This window comes from Idiomarina sp. Sol25 (genome assembly GCF_033052775.1).
Taxonomy (GTDB): domain Bacteria; phylum Pseudomonadota; class Gammaproteobacteria; order Enterobacterales; family Alteromonadaceae; genus Idiomarina.
Genome location: NZ_JAUPEW010000008.1, coordinates 21091 through 39826, shown reverse-complemented (window position 1 = coordinate 39826; position 18736 = coordinate 21091). Strand labels below are relative to the sequence as shown.

Annotated in this window: 19 protein-coding genes; all 19 read right to left on the bottom strand. The window is 45.9% G+C overall.

All coding sequences use genetic code 11. The features are described from left to right. Window positions 1-17: 17 nt before the first annotated feature. On the bottom strand, window positions 18-2864 hold the full coding sequence (locus Q5L94_RS11195) for a 6-hydroxymethylpterin diphosphokinase MptE-like protein (protein ID WP_317498486.1): 2847 nt from the start codon (window positions 2862-2864) through the stop codon (window positions 18-20). 65 nt (window positions 2865-2929) lie between these two features. Beyond that, window positions 2930-3229, bottom strand: a complete 300-nt coding sequence (locus Q5L94_RS11190; protein WP_317498485.1) for a hypothetical protein — start codon at window positions 3227-3229, stop codon at window positions 2930-2932. Further along, entirely contained in the window at window positions 3229-3660 is a 432-nt protein-coding gene (fliS, locus tag Q5L94_RS11185; RefSeq protein ID WP_317498484.1) for a flagellar export chaperone FliS, read from the bottom strand. Before fliS ends, Q5L94_RS11190 begins: the two co-directional genes overlap by 1 nt. Window positions 3661-3663: 3 nt before the next feature. Beyond that, window positions 3664-5115: a flagellar filament capping protein FliD gene (fliD, locus tag Q5L94_RS11180; protein ID WP_317498483.1), complete on the bottom strand. Its 1452-nt coding sequence runs from the start codon at window positions 5113-5115 to the stop codon at window positions 3664-3666. 45 nt (window positions 5116-5160) lie between these two features. Then, a complete protein-coding gene (locus Q5L94_RS11175; RefSeq protein ID WP_317498482.1) occupies window positions 5161-5574 on the bottom strand; it encodes a flagellar protein FlaG in 414 nt (137 codons plus the stop codon). Window positions 5575-5643: 69 nt separating this feature from the next. Continuing rightward, window positions 5644-6462: a flagellin domain-containing protein gene (locus tag Q5L94_RS11170; protein WP_317498481.1), complete on the bottom strand. Its 819-nt coding sequence runs from the start codon at window positions 6460-6462 to the stop codon at window positions 5644-5646. A gap of 113 nt (window positions 6463-6575) precedes the next feature. Next, complete coding sequence (locus Q5L94_RS11165; protein ID WP_317498480.1) at window positions 6576-6983, bottom strand: hypothetical protein; 408 nt, start codon at window positions 6981-6983, stop codon at window positions 6576-6578. A gap of 33 nt (window positions 6984-7016) precedes the next feature. Beyond that, window positions 7017-8225 (bottom strand): flagellar hook-associated protein FlgL, encoded by a 1209-nt coding sequence (gene flgL, locus Q5L94_RS11160; RefSeq protein ID WP_317498479.1) that lies wholly within the window; start codon window positions 8223-8225, stop codon window positions 7017-7019. Window positions 8226-8238: 13 nt separating this feature from the next. Continuing rightward, complete coding sequence (gene flgK, locus Q5L94_RS11155) at window positions 8239-10251, bottom strand: flagellar hook-associated protein FlgK (RefSeq protein ID WP_317498478.1); 2013 nt, start codon at window positions 10249-10251, stop codon at window positions 8239-8241. Window positions 10252-10341: 90 nt separating this feature from the next. Beyond that, window positions 10342-11319 carry a flagellar assembly peptidoglycan hydrolase FlgJ gene (gene flgJ / locus Q5L94_RS11150; RefSeq protein WP_317498477.1) on the bottom strand — a complete coding sequence of 326 codons (978 nt, stop codon included), beginning with the start codon at window positions 11317-11319 and terminating at the stop codon, window positions 10342-10344. Window positions 11320-11333: 14 nt separating this feature from the next. Beyond that, the gene (locus Q5L94_RS11145) at window positions 11334-12434 is read right to left on the bottom strand and encodes a flagellar basal body P-ring protein FlgI (RefSeq protein WP_317498476.1); all 1101 of its coding nucleotides are present in this window, start codon (window positions 12432-12434) and stop codon (window positions 11334-11336) included. A 10-nt stretch (window positions 12435-12444) separates the two neighbouring features. Next, the gene (gene flgH / locus Q5L94_RS11140; RefSeq protein ID WP_317498475.1) at window positions 12445-13119 is read right to left on the bottom strand and encodes a flagellar basal body L-ring protein FlgH; all 675 of its coding nucleotides are present in this window, start codon (window positions 13117-13119) and stop codon (window positions 12445-12447) included. A 34-nt stretch (window positions 13120-13153) separates the two neighbouring features. Continuing rightward, on the bottom strand, window positions 13154-13942 hold the full coding sequence (flgG, locus tag Q5L94_RS11135) for a flagellar basal-body rod protein FlgG (protein ID WP_317498474.1): 789 nt from the start codon (window positions 13940-13942) through the stop codon (window positions 13154-13156). Between the two features lie 21 nt (window positions 13943-13963). Then, window positions 13964-14707, bottom strand: a complete 744-nt coding sequence (locus tag Q5L94_RS11130; RefSeq protein ID WP_317498473.1) for a flagellar basal body rod protein FlgF — start codon at window positions 14705-14707, stop codon at window positions 13964-13966. A gap of 110 nt (window positions 14708-14817) precedes the next feature. Then, on the bottom strand, window positions 14818-16173 hold the full coding sequence (gene flgE / locus Q5L94_RS11125) for a flagellar hook protein FlgE (protein ID WP_317498472.1): 1356 nt from the start codon (window positions 16171-16173) through the stop codon (window positions 14818-14820). Between the two features lie 15 nt (window positions 16174-16188). Next, on the bottom strand, window positions 16189-16872 hold the full coding sequence (flgD, locus tag Q5L94_RS11120) for a flagellar hook assembly protein FlgD (RefSeq protein WP_317498471.1): 684 nt from the start codon (window positions 16870-16872) through the stop codon (window positions 16189-16191). Between the two features lie 14 nt (window positions 16873-16886). Continuing rightward, window positions 16887-17339: a flagellar basal body rod protein FlgC gene (gene flgC, locus Q5L94_RS11115; protein ID WP_317498470.1), complete on the bottom strand. Its 453-nt coding sequence runs from the start codon at window positions 17337-17339 to the stop codon at window positions 16887-16889. Between the two features lie 6 nt (window positions 17340-17345). Further along, window positions 17346-17750: a flagellar basal body rod protein FlgB gene (gene flgB, locus Q5L94_RS11110; protein WP_317498469.1), complete on the bottom strand. Its 405-nt coding sequence runs from the start codon at window positions 17748-17750 to the stop codon at window positions 17346-17348. Between the two features lie 100 nt (window positions 17751-17850). Beyond that, window positions 17851-18687 (bottom strand): protein-glutamate O-methyltransferase, encoded by an 837-nt coding sequence (locus Q5L94_RS11105; protein ID WP_317498468.1) that lies wholly within the window; start codon window positions 18685-18687, stop codon window positions 17851-17853. Window positions 18688-18736 lie beyond the last annotated feature (49 nt).

The window sequence follows — 18736 nt, the reverse complement described above, 5'->3', positions numbered from 1 at the left end:
AATTTACTCCGACTACCTTAGGGCGCAACAAGCTCAGTATTCACGGTTTCTTCCAGCTTTAAAGGCGCGTCCTGGTACTCTTTAAAGCATCGATTAAGCATTTCCACCAACAAATCTCTAACTTCTTTAACAATTTCCACCTGAGCTGTTTCATCTTTTTGGCTTAAAGCCACTTTGAGTAAAGAGGAATGCGCAAAATTAAACGTGCTGATAAATAACCCGTAAAATAAAGGGTAGCCTTCATGATATGCCTGCAATAATATCGATTTTTGTGCCTCTATTGCCGATTTTATAGAGCGAAAACTGCCATCGATATTGTCAAAATAACTCATCACGGAATGAAACTTTTCGTCTATTTGCTCTGATTGATATAAGCGATCAAGTTCAGAAAAAAGCTCTCTGGTAAGCTCTAGGGAAAAAGATTCAGTTAATACACTATGTAAGAACTCGCTTTTCGACAGTCCTTGCGGTAGTTCAATATCGGAGCTTTTGACCGGTAATGCCCCTTCTATCCGAGCGCCATCACTACAGTTCTGAACAAGTGCATTATCACTGGCAAGTATCGATTTACCAAGGTTTTTAGCGGATCTTTTAAATTCAGGCTTAGTATAGACAAATGGTTCAAAGTTCCCTCTGACCATCAACTTCCCTCCCATCGTTTCTTCATAGGTGGGTACCGTTTGTTCCTTCCCGTCTTTATAATACAACGAGTCTTTTGAATGGTGGTGACTGACATCCTTAAAACCTAAGTCCACACCGAGCAGTACAATATTTTTAATCCCAAGCCCTAACAAGCTACTCACAGCAAAATTAGTGACCGTTGGACTGGGTAATACCGGCAACACCGGTTCCACTGCTACCGTTAGCCTCTCTTGCAAACGATTAAAAAACTGCATGGAGCCACTTAAAGAAGTGAGCATCGCATAATGGTGCTTAAATAAGCTGGCAGTTTCTGGGTGGGTACTGGTTGGAGCTAAGTAGTTAATCGCCTTTAAGTAAGAGCTATCCGGAATTTGCGATATAATGCTGTAGGTACATTTGTTTTGTTCCACTTCCGCATGAAAATCTGGCGTTATACCATTTTTCCAAAGTGAACGCAGCACTGTACCACACGATACAATCACAACTTTATCCTGAACCGCCTTTAAATACGCCATATCTTTATCTAGCGACGGTCCATTACCTACGACAAAAACAGTTTTCTCCGTTGACATACTGTCATAGTCTAACGAACGAACATTGACAGATGTATGTCCCGAGGAAAAGTTTCTATATGTGTGGGAGAGTGCGTAATGTGCATAATGAAAATGCTCTGATAACGAAAGCAAATTCATTAGGTTTTCTCTGAACTCAACGATATAGGGAGCTAACGTTTTTTGGCGACGCTCCATAAATATGAATGAGTTAAATAAGAAGAAACCATTAAACTGCCCCATAGACGCTCGCATATCGTCAATAAAGTGGCTTCCGTCATCCCCTAAACTAAAACTCAGGTGTTTACTGCTAGCTGCGAAGGTGTCTAGTATCTCTGACCAGTCAATACAGTGAAGAGACCAGAAAAAGAAATCCAAATTAGGCTCTATCACATATAAATACTCGACATTATAATTCATTAACAGTTGTTCCTGTACCCTGCCAAGCCCAAGTGAGATGAATATTAACGAAGGAATTTCTTTCGGTGCCGTGGTCCGCGTTTTTCCGAACCGGTCCATGACCTCCGCTATTTTTTGACTGTATTGATAAAAAGTATAATGGCTTAATTTTCCCCCTTGCGCTCTGGAATGGGGTACTGTTTCTACAGGTGATTCCTGAAATCTCTCTAGAGATGCTTCAATATCTTCCGAAACTGGATTGTTATACCAAAAAGTCTTTCGATCTCGATTAAATAAGTTACAGTCTCCAGTCTGGTTCACCGTCAACTGCCAATGTTGAGGTGCGTAATGCTTCATTGCGTTCGCAATATCAGGAAAAAACGATTCAAAAGCCGTCAAGTTACGTTCAAAAGTATGCTTTAACTTTTCGATATCCCCGCGAGTTCCATTTCCTAACGCAAATTCGGTTGCAACCGTATGACTGAATAAGGGTGACTCATGGTAATGCTTATTATATTCTTGCTCCATTTTAGCCACGGAATCTATCAGCTCTGCACCTTTATATCCATCGCTGGCTGCTTGAATGAAGGCATCGTACTCCGGATAATGAAGATGAACATAGACATCGGCTTGCGATAGAGAAAGCTGAGAAAAAATTTCATTCACACTGGCCGCTACGGAAGATGCCTCTTCGATATCAAAAGCTAGCATTCCCCCTCTATTATTAAGAGTTCGGTTAACTTTCAGCCAATCAACGGAAAACAATGATGCGAGGAAATAATCCCAGTTTGGTTCCAGTACGATAATACTTTTATAAGAAGTTTTGAAAGCCAATTCTTCAATGGCAAGCCCGCCCCCTAAACCGAGACATATTAGTGTATCTGAACTTCCTGGATTAGGCTGACTTTCTTCCCCAAACACGATCCCACCTTGTTCCATCAGGTTATCGCCAAGGGATGTGATCCTTTCTCCTGGGGTATAAGTTGTTTTCGAGGCTTGTCGCGCATGTGCACGCTGGACGTTGTCAGAGTCTAAAGGGTACAAAGCTTCACCCGTACTAAGCTCCACTATGTTCAGTTTACCCAGACGATTAATAAAGATACTGTGTTCACCAAACTTTCGACCAGCGATTTGCTCAAATAGGTCCGGATAAAACTGTTTCAGGAAAGCTAAGTTTTTCTTTTTAAGCGCATTAAATGCAGGAAATGCATTGCCATCTATCTTTTGTTGTTCTTCATCGTTGGCGACCTGAAACCGAAGTTCTGTCTGCATGTTTTATCCAGCCTTGAAACAATTTATTGACACTCATTTCAAAATACTAGCAATTGCCATGCCATTCAATATTTACTTGTCGCTTTTCTGCCCTTCATTACAGTCAATAGGGCTTGCTTTCGTTCAGATTTTAAATTTTCCAGAGATGACATGACATGCTGTGCAAACAGGATTTCTTTTTGCAAGTTTTTTGCCACATCCTGCGGGGGGAGGTGATGACGAAGTTCGTCACTGTAATCCGGTAATAAAGAACAATAAACTTGTATTGCATTTTCCAGCACGTTCACATCAACTTCACTTGATGTCAACTGCGTCGTTAATTCCTCTCTGAACCTTATCAACTTTGCTTCAAAGACTTTAGTCATCAACTACCAGCCACCGCTGCGGGTCTTGAGTTCAAGGTTGACTCTCTCACGTTTCTTGGAATCGCATCCCAGCCTTCTTTTATCGTAGCCAATATTTGTTGGCAGTCATTCACCTTGCTTGCCGAATTCTCAACTGACGCTTCTGACAAACTTTCAGTAATGAAATCATACAGACTGCCCAAGTTATTGGTAATCTCCTCACCATTTTCAACAGGTTTTAGAGAGTCATTTAAAGCACTCACTATCGCTATCGCCCGGCTAATATGCTCTGATTTTGCCGAATAGTTTTTATGCTCTATCGCACTCTTTGCCATAACCATACGGTCAATACCGCCCTGCATCAGCATCTGAATCACTTCATAAGGGTCAGCAGTTCCTAGTTGATCGCGAATGCCGACCTGTTTATACGCGTTTAAGCCTTTCATTTTCATTATTTATTCCCCCCCAAACCCAGGCAGGCTTCCGAGTTGCCCCTGCAATGCAGACATAGTCTGATTCATTCGCGCAATCATAGAATCTAGCGCTTGATACTCTTCACGCAAGTTTTGTTCATAACCTTCCATATACCGATTAAATTGCTCAAGCTCACTCTTGATGTCTTTCTTTTGGATATCGAATACGTCTGTTTTCGTCTCAAAAAGCCCGCCGGTTTGTGTGTATTGCTTAATATAGGAATCTAATTTCGCCCCAAGACCATCCTCGTTGGAAAATAGCTTAGAGACCTTGTCAAAATCATCCGATAGAGCCTGATCCAGCTTTTCCTCACCACCAGTCACAAAGCCGAGTTTACCGTCTTCCTCAAAACTCAGCCCGATAGAATACAAAGTGTTTGCGCCGACTTCAGCTGACGCCACGGCCCCACCTAAAATATTATTCAGGCCCGAGCGTAATCCACGTACCATAGAATCACCGACTAACGCACCGCTTCGTCCTTCGACATTAACATTCGTTAACCCATTAGCGACATCCATAAACTTATTATAGGACTCAACAAAGCTATTAATGGTATCTTTCACGCCCTGTTTATCCGTTGTCACTTCAACCGTTTGAGAGTCTCCAGGAGACGCTATTTTTGCCGTCAACTCAACCCCGCCAATAGCATCCGAAAACGTATTGGTTGGACTAAACACTTCAATGCCGTCAACAATCAACTTAGCATCAGAAGCTTGATCTTCAGCCGCAATCGTCATTCCTGCTGTGCCACCAGTGGCTACTGTGGATAAAGCATCTAATTCCGCGTTATCGTTGGTGACTACCAGCTCGTTATCCGCCCCGGTAACGCTAGAACTAAATACAAGTCGGCTTTCTGGATTAGTGCCACCTGTATTCACAATCGATGCACTGACACCATAGTTTTCATTACTCGAGTTAATTGCGTTTGCAATGTCTTGCAAAGTAGCTCCCGCTTCAACGGCTACATCAAAGCTGCTCTCTCCGTTTTCAGTAGCGAATGAGAGGGTTCCTGCCGACGCAGAAATAACTTCAGAGGCAGATGTAAAAGCACCCGACTTAGCTTTACTACCTTGTGCTAAAGCCTCCACAGAAATGTTGTAACTGGCTGCCGGTGCATTGCTGCTCGCAGTCGCCGACAAATAGGTATTGGAGGTTGTTGTTTCACCGTCTTCCGTCGTTGAAGGACTACCAGGCGCCCCATTAATAAGCGCAACTCGGCTGTTCATTTCTCGAGGACTACTGAGCAATTCCAAGTTTCCCTCGACCTTCGACAATGCAGACTTAAGTTTACTATATCCAGATAAAGACACATCAACGGTATTCTGGCGTTGTTGCAGTGCCTCCAGTTTTGGCCTGCGTTCCGCTTGAATTAACTGACTGACTAAGTCTTCCAGTGCTAAACCGGAGCCAACCCCTAACGATGAAATGCCCATGTCTGCCTCCTAGGATAGATATCAGTAAACTTAAATCTACTGCCCTTAAATAATGCTATCGATTAAATACCCAACTGAATTTCCGGATTCCTGAGTCTGCGTTTCAATTCGCTCCGCTAACGCCACCAGCTCTTCTGACGGTATTTGACGAATCAAATCCCCTGTTTCCGAATCGATAACTTTGACAATCGTACGCCCCAGGTCTTCGTTGACGTCAAACTTCAAGTTGTGCTGTCGAATGCTTTGATTTACATTCAATTCCTCAGCCACTTTTTGAATATTTTGATTGCCATCTTCCGAGCCCACAGTGGAACGTTCGGAGCCTTTTAAACCTTCGGATACTAAGCTTTTTGAGCTTTCAGCTTTGTTAAAGGTTTCAACAGGACGCGTCGAACTTTTCTGCTCAGAATCATTGGGTAACCCAACAGCGGATACCCTAGAATGGATTTCAATACCCATGGTATTTTCCTCGAATTAAAAATAAGTGCTGCCTAACGATTGTACTATAGTCAAGCAGCACTAAATTTTCTATCCAAGAAGCGACAGCGCTGCCTGAGGACGCTGATTAGCCTGTGCTAATATCGTCGTACTTGCCTGCTGTTGGATCTGGAATTTAGTTAAATTCGCTGTTTCTGCCGCAAAGTCAGTATCTCTAATACGAGAACGGGCTCCAGTTACGTTTTCAGAGATATTGCTAAGGTTACGAATCGTTGACTGGAAGCGGTTCTGTACAGCACCTAAATCAGCACGCTGATCATTAACTGTTTTCAACGCCGTATCAATTGTAGCAATCGCGGCAGAAGCATCACTCGCTAATGCAATAGTCAATGCATCAATACCTAAACCAGTAGCTCCAAATGATTGGTCAATGGTAATATCGATATTTTGGTTTGCATTAGCGCCGACAAGAAAACTCTCATCAAACGAACTATTCAATAAGGTCTTTCCGGCGAACTGTGTTGTCTCTGCTACACGAGTGATTTCAGTTTTCAAAGCACTAACTTCTTTTTGAAGTGCAGCTCTATCGTCAGCACTGTTAACACCGTTTTGCGATTGAATCGCCAACTGACGAATACGCTGCAGCGAGTTAGTTGTCTCTTGTAATGCGCCTTCTGCTGTTTGCGCAACAGAAATACCGTCGCTTGCGTTACGAACCGCTTGATCCAGGCCTTGAACCTGTGACGTCATGCGGCTTGAAATTTGAAGACCTGCTGCATCGTCTGCTGCACTATTAATACGGAAGCCAGAAGATAGGCGTTCAAATGCTGTGTCTAGGCCATTGCCTGAGTTCATTAATTGACGCTGTGCGTTCAATGATGAAACGTTTGTGTTTACGTAAAGTCCCATAATACATTCTCCAGTTAAAGCGAAATGTTTGTACGCTCATAAAGGTTATCGGCGGTGACTTAGGGGACTTTAGTTTTTTTTCAAAAAAAAGCGGCAATTCTTTTCCGCTTGTGTTATTGAACCCCTAGCTTCACAGAAGCTTCACGGTAATAATCATTTATAGACAGACTCTCGCTATCCACTAAGTTAAGATAGACCACGCCGGGAAAAGGAAAAGTAAAGTCTCCGTTTTGCAAGTAAATCATATTCTTTTCGCCGTCATCTTCAATCAGCCAAGACCCGCCGTGCTGCCTAATAAAGCACTCACCGCAGTACGCGCCAAGTATGTTAGAAAGTGTATACAGTACCTTTTCCTGGGCTATATCCGATTGAAAGTTTTCTCTCAGCTCTTTAATCAAGTGTTCAATTTTAAGAATGCTTTGAGGCGAATAATTTAATACCGTATCAAACTCTGATTTTGCAAAGGTAACCGCGTCATCGGACAGATTTTTCATGAGGTCTTGCGCATCACTCTCTTCCATTTCCATTCCTTTTAGCTTTTCCAATTAATGTAATTATAAATAATCAAACAGACTTAATCGACTCACGCGGCTAAAAACTTGCTGAGAAGCGGAATAAATCGTTTCATTTTTAATCAGATCGGTTATCGCTTTAGAGTAATCCACATCCGAAATATCAGCTCTTGCCTTCTCATTCACAATCGAAATATCAGTATTACTCAAACGAGAGCTTTTAAGCACATTTAAGCGCGCTCCCACTTTTGCCTGAGTATTGGTCAAGCTTGTAATTGCATCATCAAACGCCGTAAGCGCAGAATCAATCTCATCGCGGAAAAAGTTCTTTCCTTGTGCCCCTGAATTTTCCAAGGCATCGGCTAAGTCACCTATTTGCGTCAAAAGATTTCGCGAGACAGGTTCGCCTATATTAAACTCAATAGTATTACCCGCAACCACATCTTCAGAGGTATTAAACTCAACCCCTCGGTAAGTGATACTATCACCTGCAGTATACGCGGTAGGTGGCTGAACTTCATTTCCCCCACCATCGAGTATTCGATAAGTTCCGGCCCCAAACTCTATCGTTGCTGACTGTGTGTTAGGATCGGCCGTGTTCCAATAGTTCTTTAGCGCTTCTCTATTCGGTGCGCTTAACTCAGTCACTAAGTTATCTCCGGCCGTAAGCTCAATATCTGCTCGGGTCGACAAGTTATTGAATACTTTGCTGCCCGGATCGCCTGCTGGTAGGTAAAGGCTCGGTGACAACTGAATTTCACGTTGACCATCATCACTTCTGTAAGAATATGACTGCGTAGCCTGATCATACTCCATTGGTTGAATGCGATTCTGGTAGCCAGCGAAGATATATTCACCCGCTTCATCTTGCGCATTGGTAAAGTCAAACAACGCATCTTCTATATTACGAAGTTCTAGTGCTATAGCCGAACGGTTTTCTTGGGATAAACTCCCATTTCCGGCGTTTACCGACAGCGCACGTGCCCGTTGCACATAATCCACCATATTGGACAGAACACTCTCTTCTCTTCCCAAGTTATTTTCAAGTGTAATGGAATTACGGTCAAACTGTGCATTTTGCGCCAGCTTTTCATCTAACGCCAAAACCTGTGAGTTACCGATAGGGTCATCTGCCGGACTCAAAATACGAGTTTGTTTAGTCAGCTGTAATTGCAATTTATCCAGCCGGGACTGCGACGTCATAAGCGTGTCTTGAGCTCGTTGATAAAACAAACCGGTACTTAATCTCATCTTATCTCACCTCTTAACCTAACGAACGCAGCAGCGTATCGAAAATTGTTTGCGACGTCGTAATAATGCGGGCGGATGCCGTGTAAGCCTGCTGATACTGAATAAGGTTAGCAGCCTCTTCTTCTAAATTCACACCCGACTGCGACTCATACAAGGCTTCAGTCTGTGCTTTTACCGCTACGGCAGAGTCTCTAAGCACCCGGTTCTGGCTGACTTTACTACCAACGTCGGAAACTAAGCGACCGTAGCTTTCATTAAACGTCATGGTTGGCTCGTAGTCTTCGGCGCCATCACGACGAACTAGCTGTTGGCGCTGTAAGTCAGATAACTCCTGGCCGTTACTGTTATCGTCAAAACCGTTCAGGTTATATTCAATTGTATATTCATCACCAACGGCTGGCTCACCTTTAATATCGACTTCATAATCAGGGTCAGGTAGGCTCGCTTGGGCAAAAACACCACTTAGGTCGGTAGTCCCTGTGACTGTACCCAGGCTGGTTCCATCTTTCGCAAATATCTCTAAATCATACGCATTGCCTGTCTGACCGGTAATTTCAATACGGGCGGGTGCCCCAGGCAGTAAAGTATTATTGGCCGTGTCGTAATAATCATCCGGCGTATTAATCGCGGCAATTTCAATCCCGGCAGCACCTCCATTGTTCATCCCATCCTGAACACGTACAGGACTCGCCAACGCAATATCTTCCGGTCGACGAACCGACAAGCTTATTTCTGACGCCGCACTCTCTGCTGGCTTTACCAAGAACTTGTCGCCGGCATTGGCTGTATTAGCCACATTTAAAGACACACCATAACGAACAATATCGGCATTACCGGCACCGTCTACCGTACCGGTTACAACCTCAGCTCCTTGTAGCGGCTTGCCGGTTGCGTCAACCGCGACCACTTCGTAATCCGTTGCGCTGGTCATTGTGACTTGTAGATTTTCAGAGGGGAACGATTCACTGTTACCTTCAAGGACATTCATGGTCACCGTCGCATTGCCGGTATTTTCGTCATACCCCAGGCCTTGAGCCGATGTTTGTGTCAAGTCGAACAGCTTACGGCCCAACTGATTGTCTAAATCCATGCCTTTTTGGTTTTGGGTATTTAAGCTATCAGCAATACGTACCGCCAACTGACCCATGCGACGTTGTGTCGGCATCAGTATTTCGTCGCGGTATTCCATATAACCACCGACTTCGCCGCCTATATCGCCTACCGGCACCAAAAACTCACTTTTACTACCAGAGCCGTGCTCTTTTTCCAGCACAAACTCTAACCGTTCCGTGTTGGGGTTATTCTTCGCCGCAACGGAATTAAAACGACCGTCTTCTAAGACTAGAGGCTGACCGTTCTTTAAGTTAACACTGAGAGCGCCCGTGTCATGCTTTACCACATTAAACTCGATAAGCTCAGCAAGTTTCCTCAGTTCTTCATCACGTTGATTCAACAGTGCATTCGTATCGCCGTTCGCATCACTGCCACCTGACGACGCAAAAATACGTTCATTCAAATTACCAATATTTTCGGCAATAGAGTTAATTCGGTCAGTCGATAGCTTAATACGTTCATTAATAATGCTTTTCTGTTCATCCAGATAGCCAGAGAAGTCGTTAAATTTAGTCACCATAGAATCGGCTTCAGCCAAAACCAGCTGCCGAGCGGTGACTGAACCCGGGTCATTATTTGCGTCTTGCATGGAGTTAAAAAAGCTTTCAACACTGGAGGCGACGTTTGTTGTGCTGTCACCCAGTAAAGTGTCTAATTGCTCAGCTTGCTGCAGGTTAGCTTCATAATAACTGACTTTTGAAATATCCGTGCGCAACTGACGGTTGGAGAATTCATCGATCATGCGTTGCACACGAACACGCTCAAGCCCTCCATAAGAGGACTCAAAGTATTCTGTGCGCTCTCGAACGTAACTGTCCGTATTCGCATTATTAATGTTTTGACCGGTAGTTTGCAGGCTTTGCTGGTGTGCCAGTATCCCGTTTTTACCGATATTTAATAAGTCGAAACTCATCGATGCTTCTCCAGTTACCCTGTGACCGTTATCGGCACCGAGCGAATATTATTTAGCCAACGCGGCAACTTTTTGCCGCCTGCCGCATTCCTAAATTTCTTTATCAACAAAAGCCGGATTATTTAATACCGACTGAATCTTTTGCGCGTACTGCGGATCGGTCGCGTATCCGGCATTTTGCAAAGCTTCCGCGTACTGCGCCGGATCATCCGCTACTTTTAGTGCCTGCTGGTAACGCGGATGTTCTTTTATAAAATTTACGTAATCCTGCAAGCTCTGTTCCACATTGGCATAGGAGCGAAATGCGGCGCGTTCTTTGCGGGCGACTTCACCGTCAAATTCCAGTGTGCTGACATGAGACTTGTCACCGTCCCAACGCGTATCCGCTTTAATGTTGAACAGATTGTTACTGGAGCCACCATGCCGCCCCGGCACCAACCGCTTGCCCCAGCCAGTTTCCAGCGCCGCCTGCGCCATCAGAACATCCGGGTTCAAACCGGCTTCTTTGGCTATTTTCTCAGCATGAGGCTTCAGCGCAGCAATAAAGCTTTGCGGGGAATTAAAGGTCGCATCGCCATCGCTCAGCTTGGCGGTATTCACTCGCTGATTCCCGTAATACAAACCAGCATCAATGCCGCCTTGGTCACTTAACTTTTGTGAATCCGCAGGTCTATCTGCACGGTTCTTCATGCGCGGGTCATCAAGGTTTGCTCCGCTACGGTTCATAGACGAAGGAACGTAGCTATCGTCGCCACCCAGTTGTTTTACCATCAGCTCAGCCAGCCCAAGGCTTCCCTGATTTGAGAGCTCGGAGGTCAACTGCTGGTCATACATATCGCGATACATATTGGTGTAGCGATTATCCAGTAAGTTGTCTTCCTCAAACACCGCATTGGCCTTACGCATACTGCCCATCACCATGTTCAGAAATATAGCTTCAAACTGCTGCGCTGCTTCCATCAGCGCTTCTTTATCATCCGGTTTAAACGCACGCTTCCGCAGCCCGTCCAGGCTGTGGGTATCCATGGCGTGTTGCGCTTGTTTTAGATGAGAGTCTGAAACCGTCATAGTTTAAACCGCCGCTAGATCACAATAAGCTCGCCAGATAACGCACCGGCCTGTTTCAATGCTTCCAGTACGGCAATCATGTCGCCGGGCGCTGCGCCAATTTGGTTCACTGCACGAACCAGATCATTTAGCGTGGTTCCGGGCTCGAACACAAACATGCGGGCATCTTCCTGGTCGACATCAATAATGCTCTGGGGCGTAATCGCTGTTTCCCCGTCGGCGAATGGATTTGGCTGATCGACATTCACGTTTTCAGCAATGGTCACCTGCATGTTGCCATGTGCAACCGCTGCAGGGCGAAGTTCGACATTCTGACCAACCACTATGGTGCCAGTTCGCGCGTTAACAATAATTTTCGCTGACGCAGATGCCTGCTGAACTTCCAGGTTTTCAAGCGTCGACATATAGCTTACGCGCTGGTCTAAATCTCGCGGCGCCCGAACCCTGACCGATGTTGCGTCAATAGCCTGCGCAGTGCCTTCGCCGACTAAGTTATTAATAGTCTCAGCCATGCGTTTGGCCGTTGTAAAATCTGACTGGTGCAAATTAAAAGTAAGATAGTCTGACGCTCCGAAACCAGAACGAACCTCACGTTCAACAACGCCACCATTAGGAATACGACCCACGGTCGGCGTATTAATAACTATTTTCGAACCATCATTGCCTTCAGCCCCTAAACCACCAACAATTAAACTGCCCTGAGCAACGGCATAAACTTCACCATTCGCGCCTTTCAAAAAAGTTTGCATTAGGGTACCGCCAGTCAGGCTGTCGGCACTACCGACGGAAGACACCGTCACATCAATTTTCTGTCCGGGTTTTGCAAAAGCGGGTAAGTTGGCATGGACAGCAACCGCTGCAACGTTATCAATTTTAGGGCGCTCATTCGCCGGAATATTAATGCCAAAGTTACCCAACATGGTACGGAAGGTTTGATCGGTAAATGGCGTCTGCTCTCCGGTTCCTGGCAGGCCAACGACCAGACCGTAACCAATTAATTGGTTAGAACGAACCCCCTGTACCGAGGCGATGTCTTTTATTCGGGAAGCCTGTACCGGTGCCGCCAGCATTGACAACAAACTGACCAGCAGCGCGAATAGTTTAAGCGTTCTCATGCCTTACTCCTTAGAATGGCCATATCGGGCTGTTAAAGAAGCGGGTTAACCAACCCTGCTCCTGCACCTGCGCAAGGCTGCCAGTACCCGAGTATTCAATGCGCGCGTTGGCGACACGAGTTGACGGGATTTGGTTAGCGGCAGTGATATCCTGAGGCCGGATCATACCGGTTAAGCGAATATATTCGTCACCCGTATTAATGCGCATCCATTTTTCACCACGGACAATTAAGTTACCGTTTGGCAGTACTTTAATAACGGTTACGGTAATTTCACCATTTAACTGATTACTTTGATCAGAGCTACCATCGCCGCTGAAATCCCTGGTTCCATTTACTCCAGCCGACAAAGGGTTACCGCCAACGGTAATATCGCGACCAAACATAGTGGGGGCACCTAGCTCTGCCGAACTCTCTTTGGAGGTTTCAGTGGTTGCCGTTTTACTGGCTGTGGTCTGCTCCTGCAACGTCACGGTAATAATGTCGCCTAATCTGCGGGCTTTAATATCTGAATACAGATTATCCGCGTAAGCATCTTGAAACAAAGAGCCTGTAGGTACCACCGGCTGAGCACGTTCTTCCGGTAACACGGGTGCGTAATATGGGTCATCCGGCATGGGTTTATGCGGCGTTTGCGCACAGCCAGCCAAAACCAATGCCGTTAAAGAAAAAAGTAAAAAACGCATAGACTCACCCGTTGTTATTTAATGACGACAACAATTAAAGCTGCTGATTAATGTAACTCAGCATCTGGTCCACAGATGAAATCACTTTAGAGTTCATCTCGTAACCACGCTGGCTCTCAATTAGGTTCACCAGCTCCTCGGTCACGTTCACGTTTGAGGTTTCCAGGGCGCCCTGAATGGTGTTACCCATTCCGTCAACGCCGGGAACCGCCTCTAAAGGTGCACCACTTACAGCGGTTTCTTTATAAAGGTTCTGCCCCATAGGCTGTAAGCCGGCCGGGTTAATAAAGTTCACCAGGTTAAGCTGCCCAACCACCACGTTATCGGCGTTGCCAGGCTGCGTGACAGTAACCTCGCCTTCTTGTGAAATACTGACCGACATAGCGTCGTCAGGTATTTGAATAGCCGGCTCAATAGTGTAGCCATTACCCGAGGTCACCATTTCGCCCTCTTCATTTAAAGAAAACTGACCATTGCGGGTATAAGAAATGTTTCCATCTGGCATCAACACCTGAAAGAAACCTTTGCCGTCAATCATCACATCCAACGAGTTGTCCGTTGTCTGAACATTGCCCTGGGTATGCGCTTTTTGCGTAGCAACCACTTTTGTACCGGCGCCAAGCATCAAACCATTAGGTAACTCGGTGTCCTGTGCCGACTGACCGCCCGGCTGGTTAATGTTCTGGTAAAGCAAGTCCTCAAACACTGCCCGGCTCTTTTTAAAGCCAATGGTGCTGGAGTTCGCCAGGTTGTTGGAAATGACTGAAATATCGCGCTGCTGCGCATCCAGTCCGGTTTTACTTATCCATAATGCTGGGTTCATGGTCTTTCTCCTGGGCTAAGCTTAGCTCATTCTCATCAGCGACTCGGAACGCTGGGCGTTCTCATCGGCCGTTTTCATTAATTTGACGTTCATTTCGTACTGACGCTGCAGAGCAATCATGTGCGTCATTTCTTCGACACTGTTCACGTTACTGCCTTCCAAAGCGCCAATTTGCAGCTTTACGTTGGCATCGGCTAAGGCTTGCTGGTCATCTTTTAACTTAAACAGGCCATCGTTACCTTTTTCCATATTGCCGTTCGGCGGATTAACTAATTTAATGCGGTCAATCACTTCCATCGCGTTTGCCGGAGCGCCCATCGGGCGTATTGAGATATTCCCGTTTGCTCCTATTGCCAGGTTGTCTATGGGCATGGGAACAAATATGGGGCCGTTATTGCCGAGCACCGTCTGGCCTGTTGAGTTTTTTAACAAGCCATCAGTGCCCACTTCGAGGCTCCCGTTGCGGGTATAACGTTCATTGCCAGTGCCATCGTCGACCGCAATCCAGCCCTGATCTTTAATGGCAACATCCATGTTCCGGCCGGTTGTTTGTATTGCTCCACTGGCAAAGTTTTGCCCGGGGCTTTCCGTCATAGAAAAGACCCGAGTTGGTAAACCTTCGCCAAAGGCTTGCATGGCGCGCGCCTGTTGCAAGTCGCCTTTAAACGCCGTGGTATTGGCGTTCGCTAAGTTGTTGGCACGAACAGCGACAGCGTTCATGTTTTCTTTCGCGCCGCTCATCGCTACCCATAGCATCTTGTCCATAGCTGACCTCCAGCCAAAATTTTGTCATCTGGGTTAAGCAATGCAGATTTCGTGCCAAAAACAAAAAAGACGCCCAAAGGCGTCTTTTTTTAGTCAGTAACCCGAAATTATTATCGAATCTGAAGAATGGTCTGATTAATGGTGTTATTCACTTCAAGTGAACGCGAGTTCGCCTGGAAATTACGCTGGGCTGAAATTAAATCAACCAACTCTTTGGTCAGGTTAACGTTTGAGTTTTCCAGCGCTGACGCTTCGATTCCACCAAAGGTTCCAGTATTAGCTTCGCCTGACAGCGGCGATCCAGAGTCAATACTTTCACGCCACTTAGTACCGCCAATTTGAGTCAGGCCTTGCTCGTTAGCAAAACGAACAATGGCCACCTGCCCCAGATACTGGACATCACCATTTGAATAAGTTGCAGCAATAAGACCATCTTTACCAATATCAACATTCGTTAAGCGACCGACCGTACTGCCGTCCTGGTCTAGGTTAGTTACCTCAAAATCTGAAGCAAACTGAGTTGGCGTTGTTGTGCCACTTAGATCTTGGAAGTTAAATTGAAGAGTCTGGTCTTCCGCACCATTATCTAAGTAAGGATTACCATCATAGTCATCACCAGACAAATCAATGGTGCCAGGATCAAAAGTCACTTGCCCGGAATCCAATTCAGGTTCTCCGTTACCTAAGAAGTCAAGTCGGATACCTTTAGCGCCTTTAACTGATGTTGTCGTCGCTTCATCAGCCGCGTCAGCCGCCTGCAAATCTATTTCCTTGCCGTCAAAAGTGGCATACACCTCCCACTGACTTTCCTCGGAATCTCTCTTCACGTAATACGTTGATAGTGTATGCGACTCACCCAGAGAGTCATAAACAGTTGCTGAGGTAGAACTGTGATACGTGCTGGGAGTTTCCGGGTCAAATGGGTTAGCTGTGCCATCAATTTCTGAACGACGGGAATCCACGTTAAACGCAGTAAATACGTTATCGGTACTTTGCGGTGCACCGGCTACATCAGGAATACGAATGGGCTGCGTAGTTGCCAGAGCGACTGAGGAGTTAACGCCGCTGTTACGATCGACCTGATACCCCTGCAAATAATTGCCTTGGTTATCCACAATAAACTTGTCGTCGTTAAGCTTGAAGGCGCCTGAACGCGTATAAGTCATGTCACGAGAGCCAAGATCATCAGTTGTAGCAAAGAAGCCATTACCGCTAATGGCCATATCCAGCGAGTTGTCAGTGAAGTCCAGAGTACCCTGGCTGAACTGCTGAGCGACTGACGATGTCAAAACACCATCACCCACTTTGGTATTGCCTGCATTAAAAATGCTGCTGGCATAAACGTCCGCAAATTCTGCCCGAGACTGTTTGAAGCCCGTTGTTTTAACGTTTGAAATATTATTCGCGGTCGTATCCAGATCTTTTTGCGATGCATTGATACCGCTAAGTGCAATATTAAATGACATAAGTCACCTCATCTGTTAACTAATTTCAGAGACATCAGACAGTTTGATGCCGCCTAATCCTTTAAGATTCAAAACCACACCGCGGTCACCGCCGGTGCTGACACTTTGCACGCGAGCGTGCATCTGTATGGGCAGTTCTTCAGTTTGACCACCCACACTGGCATTCACTGAGAATGAGTAGTTTCCGGCTGGAGCTTCCTCGCCGTTGGACATTTTCCCGTCCCACTCAAACTCTTTGGTACCCTGAGCCATATCACCCATATTAATGGTACGAACTACTGCACCAGTGCCATCTTTAATACTAATTTTCACGTTCTGAGCCGTTTGGGGCGTGGCTATCATACCGGTGACTCCAGCTCCTGATTCCAGATTAGCCTGATCAGTCGGAACCAGCACTTTACGCCCAACCATGGTTGAAGCCTGCAGGGCCTGGTTTGAGGTCATATCATTTGCGAACTGATCAAAACGGTCCGACAAGCCGCTGATGCCTTCTGCCATCGTAAAACTGGTCATTTGAGCAATCATTTGATCGTTCTCGACCGGTTTAGACGGGTCTTGCATATTCAGCTGTTCCGTTAGCAGCTTGAAAAAGTCTTCCTGCTCCAGCTTTCCCTGTTCATCCGGATCAGCATATTCAGCACCTTCGTCTTTCTTCCACTTCATGCTGTCGATGAGTGAGTTATTGCTTACGCCTTCCATTTGTTATCTCCTGCTTACCCTTGACCCAGACGCAATAAACGTTGTGTCATTGTTTTGGCAGTGTCCGCTACCTGCACGTTTGTCTGGTAGGAACGCGAAGCCGAAATCATGTTTGCCATTTCTTCCATGGTGTTGACGTTGGGACGGTAGATGTAACCGCTTTCGTCAGCCATGGGATGATTTGGCGCATACTCAATTTGCAGCGGGTCCTGGCTTTCCACGATACCCAGTACTTTGACACCCGCTTCCTGGCCTGCCTGAGTCTGATTCGTCAGACTATTACCACGATAGTCACCTTTAGCGTCGGCTAAAGCCGTTGCGAAAACCGGGTTTCTGGCCCGGTAGGTTTCATCAACACTGCTGCTGATTGAGTTAGCGTTTGCCAGGTTACTGGCCGTTGTATTCAGTCGTACTGACTGAGCACTCATAGCCGAACCCGACACATTAAAAATGTTAAACAGACTCATGACTTATTATCTCCCTTGTCCGCCCAGGGCTTTCTTCACACCGCTGATGCGGCCATCAAGAAAGTTCATGGTCATTTCATACTCCAACGCATTTTGTGCATACAAGTTTTGTTCCAACTGCACATCAACGGTGTTGCCGTCGCCGGTATCCGGTTGCGTAGGTACGCGGAACTTTTCAGTTCCCTGAGGTTGTATTTCAACGCTGAAATGCTTTTCGTGAGTACGCGCCATTTTGTGGTTTTCCATACCGCGCTGCGCTTGCTGTAAAGCTTGCTGGAAGTCCAGGCCTTTCGCTTTGTAGCCGGGGGTGTCGGCATTGGCGATGTTATTGGCAATAAGCTCCGCGCGCTGAGTACGTACACCCAACGTGTGTTGCTGTATTCCCATAAGTTTGTCCATGGAAAGTGCCATATTTTTGTCTCCACAGTGTTCGATAGTGAAGACAATGCAGGAAGTGTGCCAATTTAAGGAGGGATTATTGCTTTTTTAGGCGAACATTTCCTGCAGGAAACTATTTTCTTCGGTAAATTATGCCTGGCTGGCAGCGGATCATTTCAAAATCGTCAGTAAGTCCTGAAATTGATTCGGATGCACCGAGGAAAAGATAGCCACCGGGGTTAAGCGATTGCCGGAATTGGGCAATAATTTTCCGCTTTACTTCCGGGGCAAAGTAGATAAGGACATTTCGGCAAAAAATCACATCGAACTTGCCCAGCAAAGAATAGCTGTCCAGCAAGTTTAAGTGACGGAAATGAATAAACTGCTTAAGCTCGTCTTTTACTCTCATGGAGCCGGCTTTACTTTCGGCGTCCGTAAAAAACTTATTTCTACGCTCAGCCGATAAACCACGGGCAAGAGCCAGGCTATCATATTCACCAATTGCGCATTGCTCGAGCACCTTATTAGAAATGTCGGTTGCCGTGACTTTTATGCCAGCTCTTAGGCCTCCCGGGTTTTTCGCCTTATACTCTAAGTACGTCATGGCAATAGAATAAGGTTCTTGCCCGGAGGAACAGGCTGCAGACCAAATTTTTAAAGGCCCGGTGTGATTTTTATATTCAGGAAGAATACGGTCGTTCAGAATTTCAAACGGGTAAGTATCGCGAAACCATAAGGTTTCGTTGGTTGTCATGGCATCAATAACCGCTGCCCGCAACGCGCGCTCACTTAACTTCATTGAGCGTTTTACAAGCTCCGCCAGCGAATCGACATTAAACCGGCCCATTAAAGGGCTCAGCCGACTCTTCACCAGATACAGTTTACTTTCACCCAATACGATGCCGCATTGATGTTCAAGGAACTGACGAAATTCCTGATATTCCGATAAACTTAATTCGCGATCTATCACGTTATATAAACAACTTCCGTTTCAGTTTCATTCGTTTCGTAACCTGACG

Bases quoted from the DNA above. Each gene is read 5' to 3' on its own strand.
- Q5L94_RS11195 (WP_317498486.1), bottom strand. From the start codon at position 2,864: ATGCAGACAGAACTTCGGTTTCAGGTCGCCAACGATGAAGAACAACAA.
- Q5L94_RS11190 (WP_317498485.1), bottom strand. From the start codon at position 3,229: ATGACTAAAGTCTTTGAAGCAAAGTTGATAAGGTTCAGAGAGGAATTA.
- fliS (WP_317498484.1), bottom strand. From the start codon at position 3,660: ATGAAAATGAAAGGCTTAAACGCGTATAAACAGGTCGGCATTCGCGAT.
- fliD (WP_317498483.1), bottom strand. From the start codon at position 5,115: ATGGGCATTTCATCGTTAGGGGTTGGCTCCGGTTTAGCACTGGAAGAC.
- Q5L94_RS11175 (WP_317498482.1), bottom strand. From the start codon at position 5,574: ATGGGTATTGAAATCCATTCTAGGGTATCCGCTGTTGGGTTACCCAAT.
- Q5L94_RS11170 (WP_317498481.1), bottom strand. From the start codon at position 6,462: ATGGGACTTTACGTAAACACAAACGTTTCATCATTGAACGCACAGCGT.
- Q5L94_RS11165 (WP_317498480.1), bottom strand. From the start codon at position 6,983: ATGGAAGAGAGTGATGCGCAAGACCTCATGAAAAATCTGTCCGATGAC.
- flgL (WP_317498479.1), bottom strand. From the start codon at position 8,225: ATGAGATTAAGTACCGGTTTGTTTTATCAACGAGCTCAAGACACGCTT.
- flgK (WP_317498478.1), bottom strand. From the start codon at position 10,251: ATGAGTTTCGACTTATTAAATATCGGTAAAAACGGGATACTGGCACAC.
- flgJ (WP_317498477.1), bottom strand. From the start codon at position 11,319: ATGACGGTTTCAGACTCTCATCTAAAACAAGCGCAACACGCCATGGAT.
- Q5L94_RS11145 (WP_317498476.1), bottom strand. From the start codon at position 12,434: ATGAGAACGCTTAAACTATTCGCGCTGCTGGTCAGTTTGTTGTCAATG.
- flgH (WP_317498475.1), bottom strand. From the start codon at position 13,119: ATGCGTTTTTTACTTTTTTCTTTAACGGCATTGGTTTTGGCTGGCTGT.
- flgG (WP_317498474.1), bottom strand. From the start codon at position 13,942: ATGAACCCAGCATTATGGATAAGTAAAACCGGACTGGATGCGCAGCAG.
- Q5L94_RS11130 (WP_317498473.1), bottom strand. From the start codon at position 14,707: ATGGACAAGATGCTATGGGTAGCGATGAGCGGCGCGAAAGAAAACATG.
- flgE (WP_317498472.1), bottom strand. From the start codon at position 16,173: ATGTCATTTAATATTGCACTTAGCGGTATCAATGCATCGCAAAAAGAT.
- flgD (WP_317498471.1), bottom strand. From the start codon at position 16,872: ATGGAAGGCGTAAGCAATAACTCACTCATCGACAGCATGAAGTGGAAG.
- flgC (WP_317498470.1), bottom strand. From the start codon at position 17,339: ATGAGTCTGTTTAACATTTTTAATGTGTCGGGTTCGGCTATGAGTGCT.
- flgB (WP_317498469.1), bottom strand. From the start codon at position 17,750: ATGGCACTTTCCATGGACAAACTTATGGGAATACAGCAACACACGTTG.